The sequence below is a fragment of the Hydrogenophaga sp. OTU3427 genome (genome assembly GCF_038440225.1).
Taxonomy (GTDB): domain Bacteria; phylum Pseudomonadota; class Gammaproteobacteria; order Burkholderiales; family Burkholderiaceae_C; genus Hydrogenophaga.
Genome location: NZ_JASATI010000128.1, coordinates 1 through 436 on the forward strand (window position 1 = coordinate 1; position 436 = coordinate 436).

Consider the following 436-nt stretch of genomic DNA (forward strand, 5'->3'; position numbering starts at 1 on the left):
GCCTGGCCGTGCTCGTGCAGTTGGTCCGGGACGAATCCCTGGCTGAACGGCCTGGACGCGAGCTGGTGCTGGGGCGGCTGGTGGAGGTGTTGCTGATTGAGGCATTGCGCTCCAGCACCGGGGACAACGCGCCGCCCGGTCTGCTGCGTGGCCTGGCAGACGCCCGCGTCGCCGTGGGGTTGCGCCTGATGCACGGTGACCCCGCGCAGGCCTGGACGGTGGAGGCGCTGGCCCGTGAGTCCGCGCTGTCGCGCTCAACCTTCTTCGAGCGCTTCTCACGCGCCGTCGGCCTGCCGCCCATGGAGTACCTGCTGGCTTGGCGCATGGCGCTGGCCAAGGATCTGCTGGGGCGCGCCGGCGTGTCCATTTCCGAAGTCGCCGAGCGGGTTGGCTACAGCTCGGCCAGTACGTTCAGCACCGCGTTCAGTCGACATGT

1 protein-coding gene is annotated in these 436 nt (G+C 69.5%); it reads left to right on the forward strand.

Annotation, left to right across the window (positions count from 1 at the left end):
• On the forward strand, nt 1-436 hold a 436-nt coding region (locus AAHB17_RS24590), incomplete at both ends, for an AraC family transcriptional regulator (RefSeq protein ID WP_342133690.1).